This window comes from Actinoallomurus rhizosphaericola (genome assembly GCF_024055675.1).
GTDB classification, from domain to species: Bacteria; Actinomycetota; Actinomycetes; order Streptosporangiales; family Streptosporangiaceae; genus Actinoallomurus; species Actinoallomurus soli.
Genome location: NZ_JAMXMW010000001.1, coordinates 565,270 through 584,783 on the forward strand (window position 1 = coordinate 565,270; position 19,514 = coordinate 584,783).

The window sequence follows — 19,514 nt, forward strand, 5'->3', positions numbered from 1 at the left end:
TCACGCCAGATAGCCGCCGTCGATGTCGAGGACGGCGCCGGTGATGAAAGAGGCGTTCGGGCCGGCCAGGAAGGCGATGCCCGCCGCGATCTCCTCCGGAGTGCCGAAGCGTCCCATCGCGTTGGCGGCACGCTGGACGTCCGCGAAAGGACCGTGCGGCGGGTTCATGTCGGTGGCCACCGAGCCGGGTTGGACGACGTTGACGGTGATACCGCGTGGTCCGAGGTCGCGGGCGGCTCCCTTCGTGTATCCGACGATGGCGGCCTTGGTGGCGACGTAGTCGGCAACGCCCGGGAACCCTGGCCGGGTGGCCTGCATGGAGCCGACGGTGATGATGCGGCCGTCGTCCCGCAGGACGACGGCGGCGGCCCGGATGGCGGCGGTGACGCCGCCCAGGTTGACGACCAGTTGCCGGTCGAGGGCGGCCAGGTCGGCCTCGGCGTCGTCGACTCGGCCGGTGACGAACACCGCGGCGTTGTTGACCAGGATGTCGAGCCGGCCGAAGTCGGCGGCCACGCGGTGCACCAGGTCGGCGACCTCATGTGGGTCGCTCTGGTCGGCGCGGTGGGCGGCGGCGCGCCCGCCCGCGCGTTCGATGGCGGTGACCACGTCGTCGGCCTTGGCGGCGGAGGCGGTGTAGCTGATCGCCACCGCGGCGCCGCCGGCCGCGAGCGCCTGGGCGGTCGCCGCGCCGATGCCGCGCGATCCGCCGGTGACCAGAGCGACCTTGCCGTTCAACGGCCGTTCCGTCGTGTCCATGGGTGATCTGTCTCCTCTTGTGATCGTCGGTGGCGGGCCTCAGCGGTGGGCGGCCGGTCGCTCAGGGGCGGGTGTGGCGGCGGGACGGCGGTCGCGTCGTAGCGAGTAGAGCGCGATGAGCAGGCCCGCGACGGTGAGAGCGGCGGCGACGGGATAGATCGAACGCGGTCCGGGGCCGTCGATGAGCCGTCCGCCGAGCCATCCGGCGAACGCGGCGGCGAGCTGGAAGCCGGAGGCGTTGACGGCGATGGCGAGGGTGGGGGCGGCCTGGGCGGTGGCCAGCACCCGCGTCTGCATGCCCGGGATGATGGCGAACGCCAGGACGCCCAGCACGAACCACAGCACCACGGCGGAGATCTGGTGGCCACTGGCCGGCCGGCCCACCGCGAGCACGCCCGCCAGGGCGGTCAGCAGACCGGCCAGCGAAGGCATGAGCGCCTTGTCGGCCAGCCATCCGCCCAGCACGTTGCCGATGACGGCGCCGGTTCCGTACACCAGCAGCAGCACCGGCACCGCCTCGTCGGAGAACCCGCTGACGTCGGTGGCCAGTGGCGCCAGGAAGCTGAAGACGGTGACGACCCCGAGGTTCCCCGCGGCGGTCAGGGCGATGGCCAGCACGACGTCCCGTCCGGTGAACACGCGCAGCTCGCCCGCCAGTGAGCGGACGGTCGGGGCCGGCTGGTCGGGGACCGACCGCACCACCAGGGCCAGGGCGGCGGCGCTGAACGCGGCCACCGCGGCGAAGGTCGCCCGCCAGCCGAGGTGGTGGCCGATGAAGGTGCCCAGCGGAGTGCCGGCGACGATCCCGAGGTTCATGCCCAGCGTCAACCGCGCCACGGTGGAGGCCTGCCGGCCCGCGGGGGCGGTCGAGACGGCGATGGAGATCGCGACGGCGAAGAAGGTGGCCACCACCAGGCCGGCGACGAAGCGCGCGGCCAGCAGGATCGGGTAGCTCGGCGCGAGGGCCGAGGCGGCGTTACCGGCGATGGAGGTGGCGATGAGCCCGGCGATGAGGGGGCGGCGGGGCAGCCGCGCGGTCAGCGTGGTGATCACCGGCCCTCCGATGATCATGCCGAGGGCGTAGGCGCTGACCAGCAGCCCCGCCGCCGGAACGGACACCGACAACTCGTGCGACACGTCCGGCAGGATGCCCGCGATGACGAACTCCCCGGTGGTCAGGCCGAAGACCACCAGCATGAGAGAGAAGACGAGAAGCGGCATGGCATCGCCCCAAAGTAGTTCGAGCTGTTGTATTTCGAGTCATAACTATCATGACTCGAAACAGTTCGACTAGACTGACGGCATGGCGGAGCGACGTGACGCGGCGGCGGACCCGGTGACGGACGGGCAGATCGACCGGGACGTGTGCAAGCTGATCCACCGGTTCACCCAGAAGCTGGACGTCCACGTGCGCGCCGTCGCCGACGAGCTGGGTCTGACCCCCACCCAGGTGATCGCGCTGCGGGAGCTGTCGGACCCGATCACCGCCCGGGAGCTGGCCAAGCGGATGGTCTGCGAGGCTTCCAACGCGACTTTCGTCCTCGACCGGCTGGAACAGCAGGGTCTGATCGAGCGGCGGCCGCACCCCACCGACCGGCGCGCCAAGCAGATCGTGCTCACCCCCGCGGGCGACCGCTACCGGACCGACGTTCTGGCACGGCTGAACGCCCACTCGCCGCTGGCCGCCCTCAGCCCGACGCAACAGGAATCCCTGCGCGACCTGCTCCAGGCCCTCGTCGCCTGACGACGGCGGCCGGCCTGCTCAAGGGACGGTCAGTGGCCCGGGTAGCCGCCTCCGCCGTACTCGGCGTCGAGCGCGTCGTAGTCCGGCGTGTGGCCCTTCTTCGGGATCGAGGCGGCGAACTCCACGTGCCGCGGCTTCTTGTACGAGGCGATCCGCGACCGTACGTGCTCGACGACCTCTTCTCGCGTCAGCGCCGCGCCGTCCTTCGGCACCACGATCGCCTTGACGTTCTGGCCCCACTCCGGGTCGGGCACGCCGATCACGGCCGCGTCCGCGACGGCCTCGTGGTCCTTGAGTGCGCGCTCGACCTCGGCGGGGTAGATGTTCTCGTTCGCCGACTTGATCATCCGCAGTCTCGGGCCGATGAACGTGAGGGTGCCGTCCGGCTCGCGGCGGCCGAGGTCGCCGGTGTGGTGCCAGCCGCCCGCCGTCTTCGCGGCGTTCGGCTCGGGCCGGTTCCAGTAGCCGCTGAAGACCGTCGCGCCCCGCGCGCAGATCTCGCCGGTCTCGCCCGGCGGTACCTCGTTCCCCGCCGGGTCCAGGATCCGCACGTGGACGAGCGGGGACGGCCGGCCGGCGTACCCCCGCCCGCCGGGCGCCAGGCCGAGGAACGTCAGCATGCCGCCCACCTCGGTCTGGCCGTACCCGCCCATCTTCGACGCGCACCACGGGCTGTCGTCCACCGTGATCATGGCGTCCCACGCGGGGGAGTGGGAGACGAAGCGCAGGGAGGACAGGTCGTACGTGCCGCCGGCGTTCGCCTCGACGAGCTGGTCGATCATCGGCCCGAACAGGAACGCCTGCGTGCAGCGCTCGGCCTCGATGAGCCGGCAGACCTCCTTCGGGTCGTACGCGGGCGTGAAGACGTTGGTGCCGCCGAGCTGGAAGGTCGCCAGGCAGAACATCATCGTCCCGACGTGGAACAGCGGCCCGCAGTTCAGGTAGGTGAAGCCGTCCTCCATCCGCCGGATGTGCAGCAGCGTCATCGCGTGCGCGACCAGTGCCGCGTGGCTCAGCAGCGCCGCCGCGGGCCGCCCGTCGAACGCCGCCGTGTAGAGGGCGAGCACCGGCAGGTCGGGGGTCACCGCGACGGCCGGCTCGTCCGGCGCCCCGGCGGCGGCGTACGCCTCGTACTCCTCGCCCGCGGCGATCCAGCGCGCCGAAGCCGTCGTACGGGCGCGGGCCTCCCCGGCCGCCTCGGACTCCTCGAACACGACGATGGCGGGCCGCAGGTCGTCCAGCACGAACGTCAGCTCGTCGGCGCTCTGCCGCCAGTTGGCCGGGCAGCAGATCGCGCCGAGCCGGGCGGCGGCCAGCAGCAGCTCCAGGATCCGGAAGGAGTTCCGGCCGAGCCACAGGACGCGCTCGCCGGGGCCGACTCCGTCGGCGGCGAGCGCGTTCGCGAGCCGGTTCACCCGCTCGTCGAGCCGCGGATAGGTCAGCCGGACGTCCGCGTCCACCACCGCCAGGCCGAGCGGCCGGCCGCGCCGGTGCTCGCCGAGGACGTCTCCGAGGGTCAACCCGTGTACGGACATCGCGTCTCCTGTCGACGGTGGGACGTGCCGCGGGGAGGCCTGCGGGCCGGGGCACGTCACCGGAAGGCCGGCGGGCACTGCCGCGTGAGGCGTCCTCTCGGCGGAAGGCCGGTCAGCGGAAGGCCGGCATCACCTCGGCGGCGAAGAACCTCAGGACCCTCTTCATCTCCTCGATGGGCACGGGCCGGGTGCTGCCGAAGTCGCACATCAGGTGGGTGAACCCGAAGTCGCCGATCATCTTGATCTGGTTGATCACCCGGTCGGGGTCGCCGATGACCTCCAGCTGCTCCCAGCGGAAGTCGGCGCCGACCTGGCCGCCCTTGAGGTAGCGGTCCTGCCAGTACTCGAACCCCTTGGCGACCTGGCCGGTCCTGGAGTCGATGGGCGCGCTCTGCCGGTTGAAGATGCGCGAGCGGTCGAAGGAGCTCTCGAAGCGCTCCTGGTCGGCGCGTGCCTGCTCGACGGTCGGCGCGACGTACACCGACCGGGTGGCGACCAGCTCGGCCCCCTCGGTCTCCACCCCGTTGGCCCGCGCGGTCGCGTACCAGGTCTCCGCCGCCTTGGCGATCTTCTTGAAGGGTGCGGCGGGGTCGGCGAGGATCGGCAGTCCGCGCGCGGCGTACAGCTCCACCGTCTCGGGGCTGACGGCGGCGACGTGCAGGGGCGGGTGCGGGCGCTGCACCGGCCGCGGGGTGAGGCTCACGTCGTTGCCCGTGCCGTAGTACTTGCCCTGGAAGTGGACGGTGTCCCGGGTCCACAGCGCGATGATCATGTCGAGGGCCTCGTCGAAGCGTTCGCGGGCCTCGCCGAGGTCGACGCCGAAGCTCTCGAACTCCACGCTCTGGTAGCCGCGCCCGACGCCCATCTCCAGGCGGCCGCCGGACAGCAGGTCGACCATCGCGGCCTCCTCCGCGACGTGCACCGGGTCGTGCAGGGGGAGTACGACGATTCCGGTGCCGAGCCGGATGCGCTCGGTGCGCGCGGCGAGGTTGGACAGCAGTGTGAAGATGTTCGGCACGACGCCGTAGTCGCGGAAATGGTGCTCGGCCACCCACAGCCCGTCGAAGCCCAGCTCCTCGCAGACCTCGGCGATCTCGATCTGGTAGTCGTACACCTCCCGGACGGTCTGCCCCTCGAATCGGTGGAAGAGCTGGAACGTGGAGAACTTCATGCGGACGGCACCTCCGTACCAAGCGCTCGCTTGGTAAGCGTATCAGGTTGCTGCGCCCGCGATGGAGTCCCGGCGGAATTCGAGAAGAGGCAATACCTGCGGTGAATTGCCGCATACAGGCGGTGATAGTCACAAAATATGTCAAACGACGTATTTCCCCGTAGTGATCGTTTCCCTAGCATTTGTGTCCACGCATCGTCTGGCTCGGGGGAGCGGCACCCTGATCGGCGCCGGGGAAGGAGGCTGCGATGGGCGGCGTGTCCTGGGCCTGAAGGGCCCCGCGACGGGCGGCCGGGCGCACGGCCCGGCCGCCCTTGCGCTCGTGGTCAGCGCCTGCGCGGAGCCTCGTCGCCGAGGGTGAGGAGCACCTCGCGGAGGAGGTCCGCCAGCGCTCGTCCCGTCTCCTCCGGGACCCCGTCGAACAGCGTCTCGTGGGCGCGGCCGGTCGCGGCGACGATCCGGCCCGTCAGCTCGAGGCCCCCCGGAGTCAGGCACACCCATGAACTGCGCCGGTCGTCCGGATCCGGCTCCCGCCGCACCAGGCCCGCCGCGCCGAGCCGCTGCAGGATGTTGCTCGTTCCGCCGGTCGTCAGCATCGATGACTCCGCCAGCGTGCCGGGCTTGAGCCGGTACGGCCGGCCGGACCGGCGAAGCGTCGCCAGCACGTCGAACTCCGCGTAGGTGACGCCGAACTCCTCCAGGGCCCGCTGAGTGGCCTCCGAGCAGAGCGCGGACAGCCGCCCGACGCGCTTGGTCAGCTCCAGCGTCAGCGTCGCGACCTCGGGGTCCTCCGCGCGCCAGGCCGCGAGCATGGCGTCCACGCGATCCCGCCGTTCCATGGCCGTTGAGCCTAGTCGCTCACCGTGATAGCTTTCCAAAAAGCTTTCTCGAAAGGTTAATCATGTCCCGGATCCTCATTCAGCATGGGCTCGTCGTCGACACCGAGCCCGCACCGCGCGCGATGCCCGCGACCGACCTCCTGATCGAGGACGGCGTGATCGCCGCCGTCGGCCCCGGCCTGCCCGCCGAGGGCGCCGAGGTCATCGACGCGCGGGACCGCGTCGTGCTCCCCGGGTTCGTCGACACCCACCGGCACACCTGGCAGAGCGTGCTCCGGTCCACCGCCCCGTACGCCTCCCTCGGCGAGTACCTCGAGGCGATCGTGTACGGCGCCACGCCGCGCTTCCGGCCGGAGGACGTCTACGCGGGCGACCTCGCCGGCGCGCTCGAATGCCTGAACTCCGGGATCACCACGCTGCTCGACTGGTCCCACATCCAGCGCTCGCCCGACCACACCGACGCGGCCGTCGCCGCCCTGCGCGACTCCGGCATCCGCGCCGTCTTCGGCTACGCCCATCCGGCGCCGGGCGCGCAGCGGCCCGACGAGGTCCGCCGGGCGCTCGGTCTCGTCGGCGGGCGGGTGTCGATGACGCTCGCCGCCTGGGGACCCGGCCTCGCCACCATGGAGGCCGCCGAGGCCGAGTGGCGCCTCGCCCGTGAGCTGGGCCTGCGGATCAGCGTCCACGTCAACGGCCCCGGTCCGATCGCGCGGCTGCGCGACCACGGCCTGCTCGGCGCGGACACCACCTACATCCACCTCAACGGGGTCACCGACGAGGAGTTCGCGCTCATCGCCGACAGCGGCGGCACCGCCTCGGTCTCCCCGGTCCTGGAGGACCAGATGCGCCTCGGCCGCCCCGAGGTCGGCCGCCTGCGCGCCGCCGGGGTCCGTACGACGCTCGGCGCGGACGCCGTGACCAGCGTCGGGGGCGACATGTTCGGCCTGATGCGCGCGGCCTTCGCGGCGGCACGCGCCGACGACCCCACCGTCACGGCGGCCGACGTGCTGCGGATGGCCACCCTCGACGGCGCCGCCGCGCTCGGCCTCGACGACCGCATCGGCTCCCTGCGGCCCGGCAAGCAGGCCGACCTCGTGCTCCTCCGCACCGACACCCCGAACCTGGTGCCGCTGCGCGACCCGATCACCGCCGTGGTGACGGCGGCGGACCTGAGCAACGTGGACACCGTCCTGGTCGGCGGGGAGATCGTCAAGCGGGACGGGCGGCTGGTGCGCGCCGACCTCCGGCGGGCCTTCGACCTGGCCGAACGCTCGGCCGCACACCTCGCGGCGTGAACCGGGTGGCGATCGCCGCCCGCCGGAGGCGTTCTCGTATCGTCGTCGGCGAAGCATCGATCGAGGAGGCGACATGGCCGGATTCCGGCATGTGGTGATGTTCCGCTGGAACGAGAACGCGACGGACGAGCGGAAGCGGGACCTGGAGCAACGGCTGAGCGCGCTGCCCGGCGCCATCCCCGAGATTGAGGCGTACCAGGTGGGCGCCGACGCCGGACTGAACCCCGGCAACTTCGACTTCGCCGTCGTCGCGGACTTCGCCGACCGCGACGCCTACGTCGTGTACCGCGACCACCCGGTGCACCGCGCCGTCATCGACGAGTACGTCACGCCGATCCTCGCCGAACGCGCCGCGGTCCAGTACGAACTCTGACCCGCGGCGCGTCCGCGGGCCCGTCCGGGAGCCCTCCCGTGCGCGCCGAGCGCCGGGAGGGACGTCCGGGAACCGAGACCAACACCAGCCCGCCGAGCAGCAGCACGGACCCCGCCGCGACCGGCACCGACATCCGCTCGCCCAGGAACAGGACCGCCAGCGCGGTCGCGACCAGCGGTTCGGCCAGCGACAGCGTGCCCGCCGTCGCCGCGGTGACCCGGCGCAGCCCGGCCACGAACAACGAGTACGCGAGCGCCGCCGTCACCGGGCCCAGCCAGCCCACCACCAGGAGAGAGCGCGCCGTGCCGAGGGCCGGCAGCCGCGACAGCGTCCACGGCGCCAGGAACGAGCCGCCGATGAGGAGCGTCACCGCGACCGCCGCCGTCATGTCGGCGCGGCCGCCGGTGAGCCGCTTGGCCGCCACCGTGTAGACCCCGTAGCAGCCGCCGGATGCCACGCCGAGCAGCACGCCGTACGTGTCCACGTGAACCGGTCCGTCCGGCGTCATCACCAGGGCGCAGCCGGCGATCGCGGCGCACGTGCCGACCGCCCACCCGCGCGAGAGCCGGGTGCCCAGCGCGAGCCGTTCGACGATGCCGGTGCTGACCGGCACCACGCCGAACGTCACGGCCGTGGCCACCGCTGCGCCGGTACGGGCCACCGAGCTCATGAAGGCCGCCTGGAAGACCCCGGTGGCGCAGGAGGCGGCCAGCAGGGACGGCCACGTGCTCCGCGTCAGCGTACGGAAGGCGTCCCGCCGCGTCGCCAGGACCACCAGCGCCAGCACCAGCCCGCCGGCCAGGATCCGGGCCCCGCCCAGCGCGACCGGCCCGGCCGGCGAGTCCGCGAACACCTGGGCGGGCCCCACCGTCGCCCACAGCACCCCGGCACCCAGCACGAGCCCAACGCCGAGCAGGTCATTTCGTTGCTCCATGCCCGGCAAGCTAGGCGAAAGTACGGAGAATGCGTCGTCCCATCGACGTTCGTTCGGTCCAGCGTCGAGGAGCAGGTGTTCGTTCGGTCAGAGGCATGGCCGGGGCGATTCAGGCGTACGGAGTTCGGCCGTTACGGTCGTCCGCCGCCGGAAGTTCGGACTGCTCGACGGGCTGCACGTAGTCGAAGACCACGGTGGTCCGGACGTCGACGAACTCCTTGCGCCGGGCCAGCCGGTCGAGCACGAAGTCGCGGAGGTACGCCGTACTGGGCACCGCGACGTGGACCAGAACGTCCTCGTTCCCCGTGACCACGAACACGCCCAGCGTCTCGGGCAGCGCCGCCATGGTGTCGCGCACCGACTCGATCGCCTCACGGGACTGCGGCCGGATCCGGATCGAGATCAGCGCCTGCACGCTGCGGCCCAGCGCCGCCGGGTCCACCGCCGCGTGGAAGCCCGTGATGACGCCGCGAGCGCGCAGCGCCCGGGTCCGTTCGAGCGCGGTCGACGGCGCGACCCCGACCGCCTCGGCCAGCTCCCGGTTCGTCTGCCGGCCGTCCCGCTGCAGCCGCCGCAGGATCGCCTGATCCACCGCGTCCATGTGATCCTCCGCACCTCGCCCGCCAAGCCGAACGCCGTACGCACTACGTCGGCCGATCGGCCCTTTGGCCGAAGGATATTCGGAGCGATGGCCCGGAGATGGACGCGGGCCGCGTTTTGACCTCAAGCGCTTGAGGTCTGGTGTGCTGGCCGCATGACGACCTACACCATTCAGGACGTGTCCCGGCGCAGCGGGCTGAGTGAGCCGACACTGCGCTACTACGAGGACGTCGGGTTGATCGGCCCGATTGAGCGCGACGAGAACAACGGGCATCGCCGGTACCACGATGAGGACCTCGTCGTGATCGAGGCGCTCGCCTGTCTGCGCGCGGTCGGCGTGGGCATCGAGGACATGCGCACGTACCTGGCCAACCGCGCGCGCGGACGGGCGGCGGCCGCCGAGCAGCGCGATCTCCTGCTGCGTCACGCGGAGCGCGTCGAGGCCGAGATCGCCGCCCAGCAGGCGCGGCTCGGTTACCTGCGCGTCAAGGCGGCGATGTGGGACGCCCGCGACCGCGGGGACAGCGCCGCGGAGACCGAGGCGACACAGCGCCTCATGGAGGCGGTCGGCCGCCTGGAGGTGGCGCGATGAGCCCGGTTCTGGTCACCGGCGGTTCCGGCTACGTGGGGACGCATCTGATCGCCGCGCTGCTGCGGGCCGGGCGCACGGTGCGCGCCACGGTGCGCTCGACGGCCCGCGAGGCCGAGCTGCGCGCGGCCGTGCGCCGCGGCGGTGCCGACGACACCGGCCTGGAGGTGGTCGCCGCCGACCTGATGACCGACGACGGCTGGCCCGCCGCCATCGCCGGCTGCGCGGAGGTCCACCATGTCGCCTCGCCCATTCCGGTCGCCCGGCCCGAGGACCCCGACGAGCTGATCGTCCCCGCCCGCGAAGGCACGCTGCGGGTGCTGCGTGCCGCGCGTGACGCGGGCGTCCGGCGCGTCGTGCTCACCTCGTCCTTCGCCGCGGTCGGATACACGCCCAAGCCGGGCGCCGAGTTCACCGAGGACGACTGGACCGACCCCGGCACGCCGGGACTGGCGCCCTATCCGCGTTCCAAGGCGATCGCCGAGCGGGCCGCCTGGGACCTGATGGAGCGGGACGGCGGCGACACCGAACTCGTCGTCGTCAACCCGACGGGCATCTTCGGGCCCACGCTCACGACCGACCTGCGCTCCTCGACGCATCTGATCAAGGCGATGCTCGACGGCGCGATGAGCGTCGCGCCCCGGCAGCGCTTCGGCGTCGTCGACGTCCGTGACGTGGCCGACCTGCACATCCGCGCCATGGCCGCACCCGAGGCGGCGGGCAGGCGGTTCCTCGCCGTCGCCGACGGTCCGACGCTGAGCTTCCTGGAGGTGGCCGAGATCCTGCGCCGCCGGCTCGGTCCGCTCGCCGCGCGCGTGCCCGCCCAGGAGGAACCGGGCGATGAGCCGCCGCGGCCGATCATCCACAACGACCGGGCCCGAAAGGAGCTCGGATGGCGCCCGCGCCCCGTCGAGACGACGATCGTGCAGTCGGCCGAGAGCCTGCGCGACCTCGGTCTGCTGGAGCCGGAACGATGACGGCCGCCTGCATGGTCCAGATCACCGTGATCGGGACAACGGGCCGGAGTGAGCCTCGGGGCTCACCCGGCCGGCTTGCGGGCGACGCCGGCGAGCCCGCCCGGGATCTCCGGTCCGTCGGCGCGCCAGCAGGCCATGCTCACCAGGCCCGGGGGCACGAGTTCGAAGCCTGCGAAGAGCGGCTCGATCTGCTCCCGCGTGCGCGGGATGAGCGGGGTCGTGGCGTTCTGGTACGCCGCGGTGACCTTCGCCGTGCTCTCCGGGTCGACTCCGTCGCGGCACGCGATGGACAGCACGAGGTGGCTCCCCGGGGCGAACCGGTCACGGAAGCGCGCAACGATCCCGGCCGGGTCCTCCTCGTCGGTGATGAAGTGCAGCACGTCGATGAACAGGATGCCGACCGGCTCGTCGAAGTCGATGACCTTCTTGTCCTCCAGCGCGGCGAGGACGTCATCGGGCCGCCGGATGTCCGCCTCGATGACCGTGACGGCGTCTCCGTCGGCCCGCAGGGCCCTGCTGTGCGCAGCGACGATCGGGTCGTGGTCGACGTACACGACGCGGGCGTCCGGGTGGACCTCACGGGCGATCTCGTGGACGTTCGGCGAGGTCGGGATGCCCGCGCCCAGGTCGACGAACTGCCGTACGCCCTGCTCGGCGACGAACCGGACCGCCCGCTGCAGGAAACCGCGGTTGGCCACCACCAGTTCGCGCAGCGCGGGGAACGCGGCGAAGATCCGGTCGGCGGTCTCCCGGTCGACCGCGTAGTTGTCCTTCCCGCCGAGCGCGTAGTCGTACATCCGCGCCGAACTCGGCACCGTCACGTCGATGGCGGTTGACACCCGGTCGTCGTCTGCTGTCACGAGGCCAGTATGCCGCTAATCGATCTTCAAACAGACACGTTCGGGTTTTTTACGGTATCTAGTGAGCAAGCGCTCGCTCAGGCATGCTGGCGGGATGCAGGGTTTCTCCGGCAAGGCGGCGATCGCCGGGGTGGGGATGACGGACCTGTCCCGCGCCTCCGGACGGACCGAGCTGCAGCTCGCCGTCGAGGCCGCCCGCCGTGCGATCGACGAGGCCGGGCAGCGGCCGGACGCGGTCCTCAGCTACCACCTCGGCGACTCCGCCCCGGTGATCCACGTCGCCCGGGAGTTGCGGATCGAGCTCGGCTGGCACAACGAGATCCACGGCGGCGGCACCCAGTGCGCCTCGATCCTCGGCGACGCCGCCATGCTCATCGACGCGGGCCTGGCCCGTACGGTCCTGGTCTACCGCGCCCTGAACGGCCGCTCGGGGCGACGGATGAACACCCTCTCCCTGAAACTGGGGGAGGGGGTCGAGGAGCAGTTCACCCACCCGTACGGGTCGGCCGGACCGGTGCAGCAGTTCGCTCTCGCCGCCCAGCGCTACCTGCACGACACCGGCCTCACCGAGGATGACCTGCGCGCGGTCGTCCGCAGCTCACGGGCGCACGCCGCCGCCAATCCCCGCGCGCTGCGCCGCGAGATGGAGGACTACCGGGCGAGCCCGCCGGTGGCCTCGCCCCTGCGCCGCGCCGACTGCTGCCAGGAGACGGACGGCGCCTGCGCGCTCGTCATCACGTCCGCCGACCGGGCGCCGGCCGCGCCGCGCATCCACGCCGTGGTACGGGGCGGCGGCCCGGGCGCCTCGGCCATGGACAAGGCCGACGACGTGACGAGGATCTTCTCCTCCCACGTCGCCGGCCCCCTCTACGCCGCCGCGGGGATGACGCCGGCCGACGTGGACGTGGCCCTCCTCTACGACGCCTACTCCTGGCTGGTCCCGCGCCAGCTGGAGGACTTCGGGCTCTGCGCCCGGGCCGACCTCGCCGAGACGCTCCACAACGGCCTGGCCACCGTGAACCCGCACGGCGGACTGCTGTCGGAGGGGTACGTTCACGGCCTCAACAACGTCGCCGAGGCGGTCCGTCAGCTGCGCGGCGACGGGGTGAACCAGGTCCCCGGAGCCGAGGTCGCGCTCTGCACCGGCTTCGGCGGCTCCTACGGCAGCGCCGCCCTCCTCATCCGCCCAACCACCGCCGGCTGAGTCCAAGAAGCTCCGGCCGCGTGCGGCTCCGTACGGGAGATGAGGGGCTCGTACTCCACGGGGAGTACGGGGGGCGGGAAGTGTCATCGCCGGGCTGACGCGCGCGGGCACGACCGCCCGCGACCCTCGGGACGCCATTGACACGCTCCATGAGGTGATCCCATGTACGACGGACCGCTCGCGCGGCTGGCCCGTTTCTGTTACCGCCGCAGGCGTCTGGTCCTCGCGGCCTGGACGGTCGGCGCCGCGATCGTCATCGCGGTCGGGTTCGGTTTCGCCGCGCCGGCCGACAACGACTTCTCCGGCGGCAAGGCCGAGTCCGCCAAGGCGCAGGACCTGATCGAGCAGCACTTTCCCGGCCGGGGCGGTGACACGCTCACCTTGGCCGTCCGCGCAGACGGCGGGGTCGAGGCCGTGCGTCCCCGGGTGGAGAGGGTGCTCGGCGACCTCGCCCGCGCCCCGCACGTCGTGTCGGTGAGCTCGCCGTACCAGGTGCCCGGGCAGGTGTCGCCGGACCACCGGACGGCGTTCGCCCCGGTCCAGCTCGACGTGAACGCGGACGACGTGCCGGCCGGGGACGTCACCGCGATGATCTCCGAGGTCCGGAGGGCCTCCGGGAGCGGTCTCACCCTCGCGCTCGGCGGCAGCGCCGTCGTCAACGCCGAGACCCCCGGCGGCGGGCCGACCGAGGGGATCGGGCTGCTGGCAGCCGTGATCGTACTGCTCGTCGCGTTCGGGTCGCTGCTGGCGATGGGCCTGCCGATCGTGACGGCGATCTTCGGCATCGGCACGGGCCTGGCCGGGATATCCCTGCTCGGCCACCTGCTGCCCGCGCCGGGCTTCACGCCGATCGTCGCCGGCCTCATCGGGCTCGGCGTCGGCGTCGACTACGCGCTGTTCATCGTCACCCGTTACCGCGAGACCCTGGCCGAGGACGACGCAGACCCGGAGCACGCGACCGTGGTCGCGATCGCCACCGCGGGGCGGTCGGTGCTGTTCGCGGGCACGACCGTGGTGGTCGCGCTGATGGGGCTGTTCGTGATGAACCAGCGGCTGCTGAACGCCGTCGCCGTCGCCGCGTCGCTGACGGTGCTGATGACGATGGTCACCGCCGTGACCCTGCTGCCCGCGCTGCTCGGCTTCACCGGCCGGAACATCGACCGGTTCGGGCTGCGGTCCCTGACCCGTCGGACCGCGCGCCGGCCCCTGTCCGAGCGGTGGGCCGGGGTGATCCAGCGGCGCCCGGTCGCCGCCCTGTCGGTCTCGGCGATTGCGCTGCTCGTCCTGGCCGTGCCGGCGCTGTCGATGCGGCTGAGCTTCACCGACTCCAGCACCCAGCCGCACGACACCAGCGCGTACGCCTCCCACCGGATCCTCGCCGATGGGTTCGGCGCCGGGTACGACGCGCCGCTGGTCGTGGTGGTCCGGCTGCCCGGTGACGTACCGCCGGTGGCCGACGCGGTGCGCCGTACACCCGGAGTCGCCTCGGTGACGCCCGTGCGGACCAGCGGGGACGGCACCACGGCCATGTTCGTCGCGTACCCCCGGACGGGCCTGCAGGACGCCGCGACGCCGAGGCTCGTGCACCGGCTGCGCGACGCCATGACCGGGCGGCACCGCGCCGGCGGCCCGCGGGTCTACGTCGGCGGGCCGAACGCCGGGACGATCGACTTCGCCGACGCGGTCGTCTCCCGGCTGCCGTGGCTCATCGCGGTGGTCGTCGGGCTGTCCCTCATCCTGCTGCTCGTGCTGGTCCGGTCGGTGGCGATCGCGATCAAGGCCGCGCTGATGAACCTGCTGTCGATCGGGGCGGCGTACGGCGTGCTCACCGCGGTGGTCCAGTGGGGATGGCTCGGGCACGCGCTCGGCTTCCCGACCGGGATGCCGGTGACCGCGTGGGTGCCGCTGTTCATGTTCCCGATCCTGTTCGGGCTGTCGATGGACTACGAGGTGTTCCTCATCTCGCGGGTCCGGGAGGAGTACGACGCGGGCCTGCCGACACGGCAGGCCGTCACCCGCGGGCTGGCCCGTACCGCCCGGGTGATCACCGCCGCCGCGGCCATCATGGTGTGCGTGTTCCTGTCGGTGCTGCTCGGCGCGGACATCGCGGTCAAGCAGATGGGCCTGGGCCTGGGCGTGGCCGTGCTCGTCGACGCGACGGTCGTGCGGATGGTGCTCGTTCCCGCCGTCATGGAGCTGCTCGGCGCGGTGAACTGGTGGCTGCCGGGGTGGCTCGCCCGCCTGCTGCCCGTCGCCGAGCCGCCCGCCGCGGCGCCGGCCGTACCCGCTCGGGTCGAGTCGGGCCGATGAGTGCGAGGGAATGGCCGATCGCCGGTGTAGATCGTGCGCGCTGAGGTAGGTCAGGGGCGGGAGGTACCAACGCCATGGCCGAATTCCTGACCGACATCAAGACGCTCCGCGAGCGGGCCAAGAACGAGATCGACAAGGGTCCCGTGACCGACGCGTACGGCGCCGACCTGGAGCGTGTCATCCAGGTCTGCAACGAGGCGCTGGCCACGGAGATCGTCTGCGTACTGCGGTACAAGCGGCACTACTTCACCGCCACCGGCATCCATGCCGAGGCGGTCGCCGGGGAGTTCCTGGAGCACGCCCAGGAGGAGCAGAACCACGCCGACATGCTGGCCGAACGCATCGTCCAGCTCGGCGGCGAGCCCGACTTCAACCCCGACACGCTCGCGACCCGGGCGCACGCCGAGTACGCCGGGAGTCTCGACCTGGTGGAGATGATCAAGGAGGATCTCGTCGCCGAGCGCGTCGCGATCATGTCCTATACCGAGATCATCCAGTGGATCGGGGACAAGGACCCGACGACGAAGCGGGTGTTCGAGACGATCCTCGCCCAGGAGGAGGAGCACGCCGACGACCTGCGTGGCCTGCTCGAACGCCTTCCGGAGGAGCTCAGGAGGCTGAACGAGGGCCCGGGAGAGGTCTGAGGGCACCGGCGGGACCGCGCCGGGCGCCTCGGTGCGATGGCGGCATCGCACCGAGACGCCCGGCGCGATCTCAGCGATGCCGGGAGATGCCGTCGAAGAGGACCTTGATGTAGTGGTCGGCGAGGCCGTCGGCGTCGAGCCGGCCCTCGGGCTGGAACCACCGCACCGTCACCCAGATGGTGTCGCGGATCATGCGGTAGGTGAGCTTCGGGTCGATGTCCTCGCGGAACAGCCCGGTCTCCTGGCCGCGCTCGATCTGGCCGACCCACAACCGCTCGGTCTCGCCCTCGGCCTTGGCGAGGTAGTCGAACCGGTCGAACTGCTTGAGGTAGTTCCAGTCGTTCTGCAGCACCATGATGGCGGCGCGGTGCGGGATCAGCGTGCCGAAGCAGATGCGCACGAGGTCGGACAGGACCTCGCGCGGGTCGCCGCCCTTGGCCAGGGCCGCCTGGTTCGCGGTCGCGAGCTCGTCGAAGAAGGAGGTCAGGATCTCGTCCACGATCGACTCCTTGGAGTCGAAGTGGTGGTACAGGCTCCCGGACAGGATCCCCGCCTCGTCCGCGATGTTGCGGACGGTCGTGGCCTGGTAGCCCTTCTCGGCGAACAGCTCGGCGGCGAGCTTCACGAGGTGCTCGCGGCGCTCGGAGGCGAGCGCCGTAGAGCCCTTCGCGCGACGGCGGGCGCCCCCCGAGGAGCCGGTGCGGGCCTCGGCCCGCGGCCGTCCGTTGTCCTTGCGCGTGGTCGTCACCCCCTCATTATGGCCTGTCCGCCCAACCGCTTGTTCAAATGATGGGGTCACGTCTGGTCACCGGTTGAACGATCGTCGCCGCCGTCCGCCGTCGCGAGGCGGCGCCGGCACGGCATAGGCTCGCATCGCCCCTGGTCACCGCCCCGAGGAGAGGACCGCATGCCCCCTGCGATCATGTTCGACCTGTTCGGTGTCATCGCGCTGCGGCAGACGCCCGAGGCCAAGCGCCGGATCGAAGAGATCGCCGGAGTCGCTTCCGACGCGCTGTGGGACGCCTATTGGGCCCTCCGTAAACCGTACGACGCGGGGCAGCCGAGCGCGGAGTACTGGACGGCGGTCGCCGATCGCCTCGGCGTGCGGTTCGCGCCCGCGACGATCGACGCGCTGATCGGGGCCGACCTGGCGAGCTGGACCAACGCCGACCCGGCCATGGTGTCCCTCATCGGGGAGCTGGCGGGCGAGGGCCGCCGGCTCGGTCTGCTGTCGAACATCATCGCCGACCTGGTCCCGGTGTTCGAGGAGCGGCACGGGGAGTGGCTCGCGCACTTCGACGCGCGGACGTACTCCTGCGCGATCGGCGTGGCCAAGCCCGACCACCGCGCCTTCGAGATCGCGGCCGAGCGGCTCGGGGTCGCGCCGGCGGACTGCCTGTTCATCGACGATGCCGAGGTCAACGTGGTGGCCGCCCGCGAGGTCGGCATGCGCGCCGAGGTCTTCCGCTCCGTCGAGCAGGTGCGGGCCCTCACCGCCGCGTAGCGCCCGCGGCGGAGCGCCGGGAGGCGCGCCGGCCCCACCACCGCGTGGCGTGGCGTCGGCGGCGCAGCGTCAGGGGGTGGGCCGGCTCACCGCCGGATGGCGCCGGCGGCGGGGCGTCAGGATGCGGACCAGCCGGTCCACTTGTGGACGGTCAGTGCGATGACCGGGCCTTCCGGGGGATTGGCGCGGTACTGCCGGTAGCGCTCGCGCAGCAGGCCGATCGGCTCGGCCATGGCCTCCGGGTCCTCGATGATCTGGGCGGTGGCGTCGGCGCGTACCCACCAGAGGCGGGACCACTCGTCCTCGTAGTGGTCGGCCAGCACGGTGACGCGGGGGTCGGCCTGGATGTTCCGCAGCCGTTTGAGATCCCGGGTCGACTTCGGCTTGGCGTCGACGGCGGAGTAGATCCGGTCGCCGTCGACGGCGAACGTCATGACGACCAGATGCGGACGCCCGGTCTCGTCGACGGTCGCCATGCGGACGGCGCGCGCGGCCGCGAAACGCGTGCGCGCGATCTGCTCCGGAAGCCTCATTCTCCGAGGTTGCCACGGGTCGGGCGGGCGAGAGGGCAGGCGGCGTGGGGTGAAGGCGCCGTGTCGCCGCAGGGTAGGAGGACGTGACGTCCGCGTAACGAATGTGTTTCGGGCTATTGACATCCCCTACGCCTCCCGGCTTCCCTTCGTGGGAGCGCTCCCACAGAACACCGCGGGTTCCCGAGGAGCCCGATCAACCCCCGCCTATGGAGACGACCTGAGAGGGGTCCGTCATGAGGGTCAACATGCATCGCGGGCGAGTCGGCGCCCTGGCGATCGTGCTGTCCGCCGCACTCGCGGCGGCGTCGGCGTGCTCCAGCGACGACGGCAAGTCGGACGATTCCAACGGTTCGAGCGCGAAGATCACGCTCAACGTCGACGACTTCGGTAACTTCGGTTACCAGGATCTGTTCAAGCAGTTCGAGGCCCAGCACCCGAACATCAAGATCAACGAGCGGAACGTCCCCAAGCTCGACGACTACACCCCGCGGCTCCAGCAGTGGATCGCGGCGGGCGCGGGCGCCGGCGACGTGGTCGCGCTCGAAGAGGGCATCGTCAACAAGTTCATGGCGCAGCCCGACAAGTTCGTCGACCTGAAGCAGTACGGCGCGTCGTCGCTGCAGACCAACTACCTGCCCTGGAAGTGGCAGGCCGGCATCAGCGCGGACGGCTCGAAGCTCATCGGCCTCGGCACCGACGTCGGCAGCATGGCGCTGTGCTACCGCACCGACCTGTTCAAGAAGGCGGGCCTGCCCACGCAGCGCGACGAGGTCACCAAGCTCTGGCCCACGTGGGACGACTTCATCAACGTCGGCAAGCGGTTCACCTCGCGGGTCGGCGGCGACACGAAGTTCATCGACAGCCCGGAGACGTACTACAACACCATCCTCATGCAGGAGGCCGGTAAGAGCTCCAACCAGACGTACTTCGACCGGGGCAACAAGTTCATCATGGAGTCGAACCCGGCCGTGAAGGCGGCGTTCGACGAGACGGTGAAGATGTCGGACGCCGGGCTCGCCAACGGCGTGCAGTTCCTGTCCGACCCGTGGAGCCAGGCGCTGAAGAAGGACGCCTTCGCCACCGCGCCCTGCCCGGCCTGGATGCTCGGCCTCATCAAGCAGTACGGCGGCGACGGCCAGCAGGGCAAGTGGGACGTCGCGGGCGTGCCGGGCGGCGGCGGCAACTGGGGCGGCTCCTGGCTGGCCGTGCCGCAGCAGAGCAAGCACCCGAAGGAGGCCGCCGAGCTGGCCAAGTTCCTGACCAGCCCGCAGGGCCAGATCGCCGCGTTCAAGTCGGCCAACAACCTGCCGTCCTCCCCGCAGGCGCTCAATGACGCGTCGGTCAAGGCGTTCAACAACCCGTACTTCAACAACGCCCCGGTCGGCCAGATCTACGGGACGACCGCGCTGGGCCTCAAGCCGGTCTACCTCGGGTCCGACAACCAGGAGGTCCGGCAGGCGGTCGAGGCGGACCTGCGCGCGATCGCGCAGAAGAAGCTGTCCTCGTCCTCCGGCTGGAGCAAGGCCGTCTCCGACGCCAAGAAGGCGGCGGGCCTGTAGACCGACGGGTGGCGCCGGCCTTCCCCAGGACGCGTCGGCCGGCGCCGCCCGTCTCCACGCTCGCCCGTCTTCTTCGTGAAAGGA

The 19,514-nt window shown here is 71.6% G+C and carries 20 protein-coding genes; 10 read left to right on the forward strand and 10 right to left on the reverse strand.

Annotated elements, in window-relative coordinates:
• Both NE234_RS02690 and NE234_RS02695 read right to left on the reverse strand, forming a co-directional pair.
• Window positions 1-759 carry an SDR family NAD(P)-dependent oxidoreductase gene (locus NE234_RS02690; RefSeq protein WP_252776564.1) on the reverse strand — a complete coding sequence of 253 codons (759 nt, stop codon included), beginning with the start codon at window positions 757-759 and terminating at the stop codon, window positions 1-3.
• 39 nt (window positions 760-798) lie between these two features.
• Window positions 799-1,980 carry an MFS transporter gene (locus NE234_RS02695; RefSeq protein WP_252776566.1) on the reverse strand — a complete coding sequence of 394 codons (1,182 nt, stop codon included), beginning with the start codon at window positions 1,978-1,980 and terminating at the stop codon, window positions 799-801.
• A gap of 82 nt (window positions 1,981-2,062) precedes the next feature.
• On the opposite strand from NE234_RS02695, the gene NE234_RS02700 reads away from it, so the two are divergent.
• Window positions 2,063-2,503 carry a MarR family winged helix-turn-helix transcriptional regulator gene (locus tag NE234_RS02700; protein WP_252776568.1) on the forward strand — a complete coding sequence of 147 codons (441 nt, stop codon included), beginning with the start codon at window positions 2,063-2,065 and terminating at the stop codon, window positions 2,501-2,503.
• Window positions 2,504-2,532: 29 nt separating this feature from the next.
• On the opposite strand, the gene NE234_RS02705 is transcribed toward NE234_RS02700, so the two are convergent.
• The 3 genes from NE234_RS02705 to NE234_RS02715 all read right to left on the reverse strand — a co-directional run bounded on the left by NE234_RS02705 (window position 2,533) and on the right by NE234_RS02715 (window position 6,048).
• Complete coding sequence (locus tag NE234_RS02705) at window positions 2,533-4,038, reverse strand: AMP-binding protein (RefSeq protein ID WP_252776569.1); 1,506 nt, start codon at window positions 4,036-4,038, stop codon at window positions 2,533-2,535.
• Window positions 4,039-4,150: 112 nt separating this feature from the next.
• Window positions 4,151-5,209 (reverse strand): LLM class flavin-dependent oxidoreductase, encoded by a 1,059-nt coding sequence (locus NE234_RS02710; RefSeq protein WP_252776572.1) that lies wholly within the window; start codon window positions 5,207-5,209, stop codon window positions 4,151-4,153.
• Window positions 5,210-5,535: 326 nt separating this feature from the next.
• Window positions 5,536-6,048, reverse strand: a complete 513-nt coding sequence (locus NE234_RS02715; RefSeq protein ID WP_252776574.1) for a MarR family winged helix-turn-helix transcriptional regulator — start codon at window positions 6,046-6,048, stop codon at window positions 5,536-5,538.
• Between the two features lie 62 nt (window positions 6,049-6,110).
• Here NE234_RS02715 and NE234_RS02720 point away from each other — a divergent pair, with 62 nt between their 5' ends.
• Window positions 6,111-7,343: an amidohydrolase family protein gene (locus NE234_RS02720; protein ID WP_252776577.1), complete on the forward strand. Its 1,233-nt coding sequence runs from the start codon at window positions 6,111-6,113 to the stop codon at window positions 7,341-7,343.
• A 73-nt stretch (window positions 7,344-7,416) separates the two neighbouring features.
• On the forward strand, window positions 7,417-7,716 hold the full coding sequence (locus tag NE234_RS02725) for a Dabb family protein (protein WP_252776578.1): 300 nt from the start codon (window positions 7,417-7,419) through the stop codon (window positions 7,714-7,716).
• Here the strand turns inward: NE234_RS02725 and NE234_RS02730 are convergent.
• The gene (locus NE234_RS02730; protein WP_252776580.1) at window positions 7,670-8,650 is read right to left on the reverse strand and encodes a DMT family transporter; all 981 of its coding nucleotides are present in this window, start codon (window positions 8,648-8,650) and stop codon (window positions 7,670-7,672) included. The genes NE234_RS02725 and NE234_RS02730 overlap by 47 nt on opposite strands.
• Before the next feature lie 109 nt (window positions 8,651-8,759).
• Window positions 8,760-9,251: an Lrp/AsnC family transcriptional regulator gene (locus NE234_RS02735; protein WP_252776582.1), complete on the reverse strand. Its 492-nt coding sequence runs from the start codon at window positions 9,249-9,251 to the stop codon at window positions 8,760-8,762.
• A 153-nt stretch (window positions 9,252-9,404) separates the two neighbouring features.
• Here NE234_RS02735 and NE234_RS02740 point away from each other — a divergent pair, with 153 nt between their 5' ends.
• Window positions 9,405-9,842: a MerR family transcriptional regulator gene (locus NE234_RS02740; protein WP_252776584.1), complete on the forward strand. Its 438-nt coding sequence runs from the start codon at window positions 9,405-9,407 to the stop codon at window positions 9,840-9,842.
• Window positions 9,839-10,816 carry an SDR family oxidoreductase gene (locus tag NE234_RS02745; protein ID WP_252776586.1) on the forward strand — a complete coding sequence of 326 codons (978 nt, stop codon included), beginning with the start codon at window positions 9,839-9,841 and terminating at the stop codon, window positions 10,814-10,816. Before NE234_RS02740 ends, NE234_RS02745 begins: the two co-directional genes overlap by 4 nt.
• A gap of 62 nt (window positions 10,817-10,878) precedes the next feature.
• Here the strand turns inward: NE234_RS02745 and NE234_RS02750 are convergent, their stop codons facing one another.
• Window positions 10,879-11,676 carry an SAM-dependent methyltransferase gene (locus NE234_RS02750; RefSeq protein WP_252776588.1) on the reverse strand — a complete coding sequence of 266 codons (798 nt, stop codon included), beginning with the start codon at window positions 11,674-11,676 and terminating at the stop codon, window positions 10,879-10,881.
• A gap of 94 nt (window positions 11,677-11,770) precedes the next feature.
• Here NE234_RS02750 and NE234_RS02755 point away from each other — a divergent pair, with 94 nt between their 5' ends.
• The 3 genes from NE234_RS02755 to NE234_RS02765 all read left to right on the forward strand — a co-directional run bounded on the left by NE234_RS02755 (window position 11,771) and on the right by NE234_RS02765 (window position 15,834).
• Window positions 11,771-12,880 carry a thiolase C-terminal domain-containing protein gene (locus NE234_RS02755; RefSeq protein ID WP_252776590.1) on the forward strand — a complete coding sequence of 370 codons (1,110 nt, stop codon included), beginning with the start codon at window positions 11,771-11,773 and terminating at the stop codon, window positions 12,878-12,880.
• Window positions 12,881-13,042: 162 nt separating this feature from the next.
• Window positions 13,043-15,190, forward strand: coding sequence for an MMPL family transporter (locus tag NE234_RS02760; RefSeq protein ID WP_252776591.1), 2,148 nt, complete (start codon window positions 13,043-13,045; stop codon window positions 15,188-15,190).
• A 74-nt stretch (window positions 15,191-15,264) separates the two neighbouring features.
• Entirely contained in the window at window positions 15,265-15,834 is a 570-nt protein-coding gene (locus NE234_RS02765) for a ferritin-like domain-containing protein (RefSeq protein ID WP_252776593.1), read from the forward strand.
• A 70-nt stretch (window positions 15,835-15,904) separates the two neighbouring features.
• On the opposite strand, the gene NE234_RS02770 is transcribed toward NE234_RS02765, so the two are convergent.
• Window positions 15,905-16,582 carry a TetR/AcrR family transcriptional regulator gene (locus NE234_RS02770; protein WP_252776596.1) on the reverse strand — a complete coding sequence of 226 codons (678 nt, stop codon included), beginning with the start codon at window positions 16,580-16,582 and terminating at the stop codon, window positions 15,905-15,907.
• Window positions 16,583-16,741: 159 nt separating this feature from the next.
• On the opposite strand from NE234_RS02770, the gene NE234_RS02775 reads away from it, so the two are divergent.
• Window positions 16,742-17,338: an HAD family hydrolase gene (locus tag NE234_RS02775; RefSeq protein ID WP_252776599.1), complete on the forward strand. Its 597-nt coding sequence runs from the start codon at window positions 16,742-16,744 to the stop codon at window positions 17,336-17,338.
• A 116-nt stretch (window positions 17,339-17,454) separates the two neighbouring features.
• On the opposite strand, the gene NE234_RS02780 is transcribed toward NE234_RS02775, so the two are convergent.
• Window positions 17,455-17,871 carry a TIGR03668 family PPOX class F420-dependent oxidoreductase gene (locus NE234_RS02780; RefSeq protein WP_252776601.1) on the reverse strand — a complete coding sequence of 139 codons (417 nt, stop codon included), beginning with the start codon at window positions 17,869-17,871 and terminating at the stop codon, window positions 17,455-17,457.
• A 245-nt stretch (window positions 17,872-18,116) separates the two neighbouring features.
• Between NE234_RS02780 and NE234_RS02785 the strand changes: the two genes are divergently transcribed.
• Window positions 18,117-19,430, forward strand: coding sequence for an ABC transporter substrate-binding protein (locus tag NE234_RS02785; protein ID WP_252776605.1), 1,314 nt, complete (start codon window positions 18,117-18,119; stop codon window positions 19,428-19,430).
• Window positions 19,431-19,514 lie beyond the last annotated feature (84 nt).

Bases quoted from the DNA above. Each gene is read 5' to 3' on its own strand.
- NE234_RS02780 (WP_252776601.1), bottom strand. From the start codon at position 17,871: ATGAGGCTTCCGGAGCAGATCGCGCGCACGCGTTTCGCGGCCGCGCGC.
- NE234_RS02700 (WP_252776568.1), top strand. From the start codon at position 2,063: ATGGCGGAGCGACGTGACGCGGCGGCGGACCCGGTGACGGACGGGCAG.
- NE234_RS02725 (WP_252776578.1), top strand. From the start codon at position 7,417: ATGGCCGGATTCCGGCATGTGGTGATGTTCCGCTGGAACGAGAACGCG.
- NE234_RS02715 (WP_252776574.1), bottom strand. From the start codon at position 6,048: ATGGAACGGCGGGATCGCGTGGACGCCATGCTCGCGGCCTGGCGCGCG.
- NE234_RS02710 (WP_252776572.1), bottom strand. From the start codon at position 5,209: ATGAAGTTCTCCACGTTCCAGCTCTTCCACCGATTCGAGGGGCAGACC.
- NE234_RS02740 (WP_252776584.1), top strand. From the start codon at position 9,405: ATGACGACCTACACCATTCAGGACGTGTCCCGGCGCAGCGGGCTGAGT.
- NE234_RS02755 (WP_252776590.1), top strand. From the start codon at position 11,771: ATGCAGGGTTTCTCCGGCAAGGCGGCGATCGCCGGGGTGGGGATGACG.
- NE234_RS02775 (WP_252776599.1), top strand. From the start codon at position 16,742: ATGCCCCCTGCGATCATGTTCGACCTGTTCGGTGTCATCGCGCTGCGG.
- NE234_RS02760 (WP_252776591.1), top strand. From the start codon at position 13,043: ATGTACGACGGACCGCTCGCGCGGCTGGCCCGTTTCTGTTACCGCCGC.
- NE234_RS02765 (WP_252776593.1), top strand. From the start codon at position 15,265: ATGGCCGAATTCCTGACCGACATCAAGACGCTCCGCGAGCGGGCCAAG.
- NE234_RS02745 (WP_252776586.1), top strand. From the start codon at position 9,839: ATGAGCCCGGTTCTGGTCACCGGCGGTTCCGGCTACGTGGGGACGCAT.
- NE234_RS02785 (WP_252776605.1), top strand. From the start codon at position 18,117: ATGCATCGCGGGCGAGTCGGCGCCCTGGCGATCGTGCTGTCCGCCGCA.
- NE234_RS02735 (WP_252776582.1), bottom strand. From the start codon at position 9,251: ATGGACGCGGTGGATCAGGCGATCCTGCGGCGGCTGCAGCGGGACGGC.
- NE234_RS02720 (WP_252776577.1), top strand. From the start codon at position 6,111: ATGTCCCGGATCCTCATTCAGCATGGGCTCGTCGTCGACACCGAGCCC.
- NE234_RS02705 (WP_252776569.1), bottom strand. From the start codon at position 4,038: ATGTCCGTACACGGGTTGACCCTCGGAGACGTCCTCGGCGAGCACCGG.
- NE234_RS02690 (WP_252776564.1), bottom strand. From the start codon at position 759: ATGGACACGACGGAACGGCCGTTGAACGGCAAGGTCGCTCTGGTCACC.
- NE234_RS02695 (WP_252776566.1), bottom strand. From the start codon at position 1,980: ATGCCGCTTCTCGTCTTCTCTCTCATGCTGGTGGTCTTCGGCCTGACC.
- NE234_RS02730 (WP_252776580.1), bottom strand. From the start codon at position 8,650: ATGGAGCAACGAAATGACCTGCTCGGCGTTGGGCTCGTGCTGGGTGCC.